The sequence below is a fragment of the Flavobacterium sp. genome (assembly GCF_023151265.1).
In the GTDB taxonomy this organism is placed as follows: Bacteria; Bacteroidota; Bacteroidia; order Flavobacteriales; family Flavobacteriaceae; genus Flavobacterium.
In genome coordinates, this window is record NZ_JAKLJH010000133.1 from 1 (window position 1) to 6,997 (window position 6,997).

The 6,997-nt window shown below is 34.1% G+C and carries 9 protein-coding genes and 1 pseudogene; all 10 read right to left on the reverse strand.

The window, feature by feature from the left end:
* Positions 1–503 (reverse strand): annotated as a pseudogene (locus tag L6Q46_RS11385) (metallohydrolase); the annotation flags it as partial.
* A 607-nt stretch (positions 504–1,110) separates the two neighbouring features.
* Positions 1,111–1,275, reverse strand: coding sequence for a hypothetical protein (locus tag L6Q46_RS11390; protein WP_291284404.1), 165 nt, complete (start codon positions 1,273–1,275; stop codon positions 1,111–1,113).
* 15 nt (positions 1,276–1,290) lie between these two features.
* Positions 1,291–3,429 carry a zincin-like metallopeptidase domain-containing protein gene (locus L6Q46_RS11395; RefSeq protein WP_291284405.1) on the reverse strand — a complete coding sequence of 713 codons (2,139 nt, stop codon included), beginning with the start codon at positions 3,427–3,429 and terminating at the stop codon, positions 1,291–1,293.
* Between the two features lie 2 nt (positions 3,430–3,431).
* On the reverse strand, positions 3,432–3,902 hold the full coding sequence (locus L6Q46_RS11400) for a hypothetical protein (RefSeq protein ID WP_291284406.1): 471 nt from the start codon (positions 3,900–3,902) through the stop codon (positions 3,432–3,434).
* On the reverse strand, positions 3,893–4,357 hold the full coding sequence (locus L6Q46_RS11405; protein ID WP_291284407.1) for a hypothetical protein: 465 nt from the start codon (positions 4,355–4,357) through the stop codon (positions 3,893–3,895). Before L6Q46_RS11405 ends, L6Q46_RS11400 begins: the two co-directional genes overlap by 10 nt.
* Before the next feature lie 189 nt (positions 4,358–4,546).
* Positions 4,547–4,846 carry a hypothetical protein gene (locus L6Q46_RS11410; RefSeq protein WP_291284408.1) on the reverse strand — a complete coding sequence of 100 codons (300 nt, stop codon included), beginning with the start codon at positions 4,844–4,846 and terminating at the stop codon, positions 4,547–4,549.
* Positions 4,847–4,856: 10 nt separating this feature from the next.
* Positions 4,857–5,570 (reverse strand): glycoside hydrolase family 19 protein, encoded by a 714-nt coding sequence (locus tag L6Q46_RS11415; RefSeq protein WP_291284409.1) that lies wholly within the window; start codon positions 5,568–5,570, stop codon positions 4,857–4,859.
* On the reverse strand, positions 5,570–5,713 hold the full coding sequence (locus tag L6Q46_RS11420) for a hypothetical protein (RefSeq protein ID WP_291149680.1): 144 nt from the start codon (positions 5,711–5,713) through the stop codon (positions 5,570–5,572). Before L6Q46_RS11420 ends, L6Q46_RS11415 begins: the two co-directional genes overlap by 1 nt.
* Complete coding sequence (locus tag L6Q46_RS11425) at positions 5,713–6,423, reverse strand: hypothetical protein (protein ID WP_291284410.1); 711 nt, start codon at positions 6,421–6,423, stop codon at positions 5,713–5,715. The genes L6Q46_RS11420 and L6Q46_RS11425 overlap by 1 nt, the downstream gene beginning before the upstream one ends.
* 2 nt (positions 6,424–6,425) lie before the next feature.
* A complete protein-coding gene (locus L6Q46_RS11430; RefSeq protein WP_291284411.1) occupies positions 6,426–6,848 on the reverse strand; it encodes a hypothetical protein in 423 nt (140 codons plus the stop codon).
* Between the last annotated feature and the right edge of the window lie 149 nt (positions 6,849–6,997).

The following is a 6,997-nucleotide window of genomic DNA, read 5'->3' on the forward strand; positions in this document are numbered from 1 at the left end:
AAATCCTTATAGTCTTTACTTCCATCATATCCAATAATTCTAATCCGGTTGCCCGCATTATCTTTTTTAGAATCATTTTTTCGATGCAATTCTAATCTTCGCTCTGCTTCCTGTTGATATGCATCTTCATCATCATTAGTGAATTCTTCCGCAATCATTGGCGAAAACCACATTGTATCTACTCTAATTAAATTGTTCTTTTTGTCAGTGTCACTATATTTACTAGGGTCTCCTTGATAAAAGTTTTTGGCAAAACCGCGACAATGGTCTTGGTCACCATGAGTCAAAATAAAGACATCAACAAAAGGAATACCACTCGAATCTTTTTGAATAGATTTTAAAAGGTCTTCATGAACATCATATAATTTTTCATCATCGTCTCCTTTTGCAGACTCACGAATATTGCAATCAACAAGGATTGTTGTCTTGTCAGCTAAAGAAATAAGGGATTGGTCTCCATTACAAACAGGGTAATATTTGATAGTATTTGTTTGATTAGCCATTCTTCATTACTCCTTTCTGATTTGAGGTTTGAAAAATAAGTGAATCTAGTAAATCACAACTGTGATTTTTGTTAATCGCACCCAGCAATTCGTTTTTGTGTACTTTTTTCTTCATACATTTTGTTTTAAAATTTGACATACCCTTTCTCTTTATCGTGTCAGGGGAAAATACTCTGAATTCAGGTTATTTTTAAGATATGGTTGTGGATAGTTTGTTTTTTAAACTCTAAAACGGTAATCCTGTCATATAAGTTTGCCAACAATAAAACTAATACCTGAAATTCCAAACACAATAAAACTAATAGATACCTCTAAAAGTGACTCTTATTGTGAACTTTAAGATATAACTCATACAAAATCATGCCATTATTTTAAAATTCACATTTTTATACATTTTTATATATTTTTATGTCAAATTGTCATTTTTGATGTCATTTTGTAACATTTAACCATGACAATACATGAATTTTGTTAATTTTTATTCAAATTTATCTTTTATAGCTAAATTATCAGAACAAACCTGACTATTTTACTATGAAACATCACTAAATAAAAAGCCGTGTCCCATTACTGCAACACGGCTTTCCCAATCAACCCAAATCAAAAACTACTTCTTTGCTTTTGCTTTAACAACTTTTCCTCCTTTAACATAGCGAAATCCCTTTTTCAGAGTTCCGTCTTTTTTAACTCCTTCTCGTTGAATTACACCACTACAAAGTTTTTTAGCTGAGATTCTTTTTTTGCCTTTTGATTTTACTTTTTTTGCTACCATGATTTCTGATTTTAGTTATTTGACTTTAAATGATAATTTCTTCTTTTTGGGTTCGTTGACTACTTTTTTATAAAACATTGAATATTTTAAAGTGAGGTCATTTCCTCTGTTTTTCTCCAGTGTAGCAAATCGCTGTTTAGGATCTTGATGCGAGGAACAATGAATTACAGATGTTGGATTGTGAGCCATTTTATTACCGCCATACATTGCTCCATTTTCTTTTACTTGAGAAATAAAGCACCAAATGATTTTCGGATATTTTGTTCTCAAGTAATTGAGCTGGTCGGCTGTTATTTTCAAATCTGTAACCGAATCCGCTATAATGACTTTGACCACCTTGCAGAACCCTTGCAATTCCTCAAAAGGATTTTCTAAATAACCTTTTATGGCTATGTATTTTCTTCCTGATTCAGTTGTATTTCTGTTAATACTATCTACCGTGTCTTTGCTCTCAATTCCGCCTTGCTCATAGTCGATATAAGCTACTGGTGTTTGTTGTTCTCCAAAGGCATTAGCAATCTGCATTGCCAACTGTGATTTTGAACTGTGCTTGTTGCCCTTTATCAGGATTAGAGCTTTGTGAGGTTGTTGTTTTTGTAAAAACTTACCAATTTCGCCACCTAGAACAAATATATCTTTAGCTTCCTGCGGAGCTGAATTAGCAGAAATAAAACCAAGTTTTTCAAGTTCATTAAGGCTTTTATCCTGATTAGAAACAACTGTCTTTTCTCTTCTTTTTACAACAGCTTGCACAGTTCTTTTTCTGTTTGATTCAGTATTTTTACTAACCACAACTGAGGCTGAAAGTCCGATTCTTTTAGCTTTGGTAACTTTCGGCTTTACTTTTTTCTTTCCTAGTCTTTTCGATGCTACTTTTTTAACCTCTTCTTTCACAGTTTCTGTTTCTTCACTTTCTGTATTTCTACCTAATATGTAATTGACTGCTTTTTGAGATTGGGCTGAAGCTTTCAAGAAAAAGCGATTGTCATTTTCTAATTCGCTCACCAAAACTGTATTCCAATTTTTAAGATACTTAGCCGAGTTTTCTTTGGTCTGAAATAATATTCCAGATTCGGAACACATAAAAACCGCTCCGAGTTCTGCAATTAGTTCCTCAAAAGCATAAGGTTTACTACCAAAAGTTCCGGTCATATCCCTGTTCAATCTTTTTTTTGCTCCAGTAGAGTGGGTCAACTCGTGGAAAAAAGTACAGTAATACGAAGCTTCCTTTTTGAAAGCCTTGATATTTGGCATATTGAGTTTATCGGTCGAAGGCTGATAATAAGCTCTATCTCCAACAAAAGTGTAAGTAGGCGGGTCATTATAACCATCAATAAGACTTTGAGCCTGCTCAATTGGATTCACATTTTTATTGCCTGTTGCTTCAGGAAATTTCAATCCTGTACAATCATCTGCTCTGAAGACATTATAATATTTAATTACGGGAATCTTGGTAAGATGCTCTCTTAAATCTTCTTTAGTCAATCCATTAGCTTTTACAAATTCTGTAAACTTTTCTCTGTCCGTAGTTTTGAATTGCAAAACACCGTTATCAAAACTGAAAATCATTGTGTAATAAATCACACGCCTTGCTTTGCTGTCTTTCTTTAAACTTGCACCAGTTTCCTTAATCTGATTAAAAGTTAGATAGTAAGGCTGTATAAACTTAATCGGTACTAAATAACCTTTACCTTCTTTGTCAAACTTTATATCGAAATTCAAAAGGAAGTTTGCTCCACTATATTCCTTCTTGCTAACATAATTTTTAGCTGCTCCATCAAAACCTGAACCAACCCAATCTTTTTGCCAAGGTAAATGCCCGACTTTCTCAATGGTGTTGATGATTAAATCTGTGATGTAACTGTAAATATCATCTGGAGAAACACCAGTTAATCCACCTTCTGAATCTTCTTCAGATATATATTCCAAAGTTGGAAGAATGATTCTTTGTTCAGCTCCACTAAGTCCAGCAGGTTCTATTAGTTGCGTTATTTCAATCGTGAAAAGCGCATCATTATTTTGCTGTAAAACTTTACTAATCCGACTTGCAATAATCGAATGCTTTTGTTTCTTAGCTCTTTTTAAAAGAGATTTCAAAACGGAACGTTTTACAGTTTTGCCGTTAAGATTATTGAATGATAATATTAAATCCATGCTTACTTTATTATTGAATACTCTTTACCTAAAACTCCCAAAATCGTTTCTGTCTGAATATCATTTACGCTTCTTATGTGTGAGAGACTTTGCCAATTGGAGATATTCTCCAATATTGGAATTTCTACAATTAGATCCTTCAGAACATGTTTCCCTTTAGCAGGAATTGATAAAAAGGATTTATTGACTGTGATTGTAGCAATTCGCTTGGCTGTTTTATCTTTGAGAATAATTCTTTTAACAGTTGCAATAACTCCATCAGGACTAAAGTTCTCGCCTGTAGGATTGTAGATTGTAACATCCAAATTAAAGCGCACTCGTTTGAAATTAATATCGAAGTTTCTAATTCCAGTTGGTAATGCTTTTAATTTTTTCATTGTTTCTTTCCACTTATTGAGTTTACTTGTGTACCATAATACTCCTATGCCTAATAGAGCTCCTGTGATTACGATATGTTTTGCTCTTATCCCCATACACTTGATTCTTTTCTGATGTAAAAGACAATCTTAAACCCGATGTAGAGTATTGCTAAAATCCCTAATCCAATTAAAAATTTTTCTAATTTTGATAAGGGTTTTTCAACCACAACAGGAATCTTTTTAACCTGGAATATTGTCTTTATTTTTTGATTTTTAACCGATGTATTTTCGTTTTGGGTTTGGGCAATACGAACATAAAATTCCAACTGTTTTTTAAGCTTGTCGTAAATAAGTTTATATCCGTTATCTCCTGAATTTTTAGCAGTATTCAGCTTTGATAAGATTTCATCTACCTTAGCATTAACCAAACTATCAAAAACAACATTTCCTGTTTGGCTCTGTACAATCGGAGTAATCAATTTATCATCGACTGCTTTATTAATGATGGTGTTTTTGATACTGTCTCTTTTCTGAATTTCGCTTTTAAGCAGAATATTTTCCTGTTTCATTTTTTTAGCTGAAGAACAACTCATAAAAAGAAAACTGGAGATAATAAACAGCGTGAAATATTGGATTAACTTTTTCATGGTTTTGATTTTTTTAAATAGACTCTAATAACAAGAAGTAGTAGCTCAGAAACCTCTATTACCTGAATCAAATCGATTTCATAATAGATACTGAGAATTGCAATAATTTTGTCAAAGGTTTTTCTTTTCATTTCCCTTGTTATTCAAACATCCAGCACATCGCTTTTGATATTCCTGTAATTGTTCTTTAAGGTTTTTAATTTCAATAGTGTTTTCATCAATAATCCGCTGCATTTCTTCAAACTTCTTATCCGTTATAATTGACATTTTGGTGTAAATTGAATCGATGGCTTCCAGCGCTGAAGCTTCATTTTTTTTCAGTTCAGAATTCCTTGACCTCCAAGCGATGTAAATTGAAATCAGGGTCGTTGAACCCAAGAAATAGTTTAGAATGGTTTCTATTGGTAACATATTTTATCCTTTATTTAGTTTTAGAACCAAAATCGAGCACCCTAGTAAAAGGGTTGTAGAAGCTATAAATAGATTTACTCTTCGATTTGACCGTTCTCGGACTCGCTTTTTTTTTTAATATCCCAAGTGTGTCAATGCCCGTATAATAATTTAGCTGTTTGACACGCTCAGAAAAATTGGTAAGACCACCGTTGATCTTCTTAGTAATTGATGTGATATTGTTTGTATCTGCAATAGGATTAAGTTTGAACCTCACACTCCAAAACCAACCTGCAATATCAATTGCAATGTCTGGACGTGAAGCCAAATCGGGGTTTGCAACTACATCCACTCCAGAATAATCTTTATAGGCTTGATAGTTTGCCCTACCTGTTAATTGAATTAGCCCACGTCCTCTAAATCGCCAACCGTCACCAACTTGAGTATTGCCTAAATTAACTTTTCCCCATTTTCCGCCATACACAATATTGGCGATGGCTTCCTGATTGGCTTTACGTTTAGCTGTTCTTCCGTAAAGGTTAGCTTGAGCTACCGAAATCTGATTCGTCCCAAAAGTTTCAATTAGTCCAGCGGGCGTGTAATTCAAATTCTCTGATAGCTTTATAAATCCGCCTGTCTCTTCGTGAAGTTGCGCTAAAAAATGAGCAACTCGCTTAGGAGTATTGATGGCATACTTCTTAAAAGCCTTCAAAAAAGGCGTACTATTCGATAATAAAAATTCCATTACAATTGTACTTTTTTGGGTTCAACATTGGGTTTTTCGTTTGATTTGGATTCTATTTTAGGTTTAGATTCATCACTCATTGAAGCAATAATGATTGCGCCCAATACGCCTAAACCAATCCATACTCCTGTACTTGTATTCATTATCTCCAGTCTTTAAGTCTGATTTGTTTTATTCCTTTTTGAGTGAAAAGAGCATTCTCAGTATTTCTCCCAAAATCACCGTCTACCTTAACTTTTAATAAAGTTTGAAGTGTTCTTACTTCCATGCCTTTGCTACCTTTTTTAAGAAGCATGGTTTTATCAATTCCTGATGTCTCAGTTACCGCTTGGATAGTTGGTAAAATCTTTCCAACTGGTTTTATTACGCTGTGGTCAGCAATCCAGTAGATGTCATTTAAAAAAGTACCATCTCTTTGAGCTACATAACGATATGTTCCATCAGGTCTTTTGCCAACCCAAATGATTTTACCGATTTTATCTCCTTTTTTGAAAGTGGCTTTTCGAATTCCTTCACTGGTGTAATTACCATCTGCCATTTTTCTTGCATCGTAAGTCTTTGTTCCGTTGAAGCCTGATGCCATCACTTCCTGACCTATGCTGTATTTAAAGGTATCAGCACTTCTAACAGGTGGCTCTGAAACCGTTTTAACAGGGACAATTGGAGCCGTTGCCAATGTTGGTGTTCGTATAGGTTTCGGAGTCGCCACTGGTAAAGTTTCATTGCTTAAATCCGCTTCAACTTCTTGACTGATTTCATTGTCATTCTTGTTTTTTTGAACGAAATAATAAATGCCACCACCAATAGCAAGTGCGATTCCGCTACCAATCCATATTTTATCTTCTGTGGTCATTTTTATAAGTATTTTGGATAATTTGATTTCAATAATTTATAATCACTGTCACTTAATTCCTCTTTGAGCCAAACTTTCAAAGGATGCTTTACTGGTGTTTGCCATAATGCGAAATAGGTGTTACCTGTTAGAGTGTTGTAATACCTGCTTCCAAAGGCTTTAATTACCCATGAAAACTGTGCTTGACTTACTCCTGTGAGCGTTGTAAAAATGGTTTTTCGTTTATTGGTATTTGTGAAGTTGGCTTCTTTCATAGCATCGTAAAGCACGGTAGCTATTTCTTTTGCATTGAAGCTATTTTCTACAGTTCCTTGATTCAAATAAGCATTTCCGTTTTTATCTTTATTTGCTTGAGCTATGGCAAAAAGCAATATTCCCAATCCCGCTACACTAATCGAGATAGGCACTAATTTTGAACTGTCCATGATTAAAAAAAGTTGGGAATTAAAAAGCGTAATTCCATTAGTTCATTTTGGCTGAATTGGTCTCCAAACCATTCAATCAAAGTCATCTTTTTAGATAAGGGGCTGATACCTTTTCTAAGTCCGAACGCATTATGAATTCTCACAAATCC

Bases quoted from the DNA above. Each gene is read 5' to 3' on its own strand.
- L6Q46_RS11390 (WP_291284404.1), bottom strand. From the start codon at position 1,275: ATGGTAGCAAAAAAAGTAAAATCAAAAGGCAAAAAAAGAATCTCAGCT.
- L6Q46_RS11395 (WP_291284405.1), bottom strand. From the start codon at position 3,429: ATGGATTTAATATTATCATTCAATAATCTTAACGGCAAAACTGTAAAA.
- L6Q46_RS11400 (WP_291284406.1), bottom strand. From the start codon at position 3,902: ATGGGGATAAGAGCAAAACATATCGTAATCACAGGAGCTCTATTAGGC.
- L6Q46_RS11405 (WP_291284407.1), bottom strand. From the start codon at position 4,357: ATGAAACAGGAAAATATTCTGCTTAAAAGCGAAATTCAGAAAAGAGAC.
- L6Q46_RS11410 (WP_291284408.1), bottom strand. From the start codon at position 4,846: ATGTTACCAATAGAAACCATTCTAAACTATTTCTTGGGTTCAACGACC.
- L6Q46_RS11415 (WP_291284409.1), bottom strand. From the start codon at position 5,570: ATGGAATTTTTATTATCGAATAGTACGCCTTTTTTGAAGGCTTTTAAG.
- L6Q46_RS11420 (WP_291149680.1), bottom strand. From the start codon at position 5,713: ATGAATACAAGTACAGGAGTATGGATTGGTTTAGGCGTATTGGGCGCA.
- L6Q46_RS11425 (WP_291284410.1), bottom strand. From the start codon at position 6,423: ATGACCACAGAAGATAAAATATGGATTGGTAGCGGAATCGCACTTGCT.
- L6Q46_RS11430 (WP_291284411.1), bottom strand. From the start codon at position 6,848: ATGGACAGTTCAAAATTAGTGCCTATCTCGATTAGTGTAGCGGGATTG.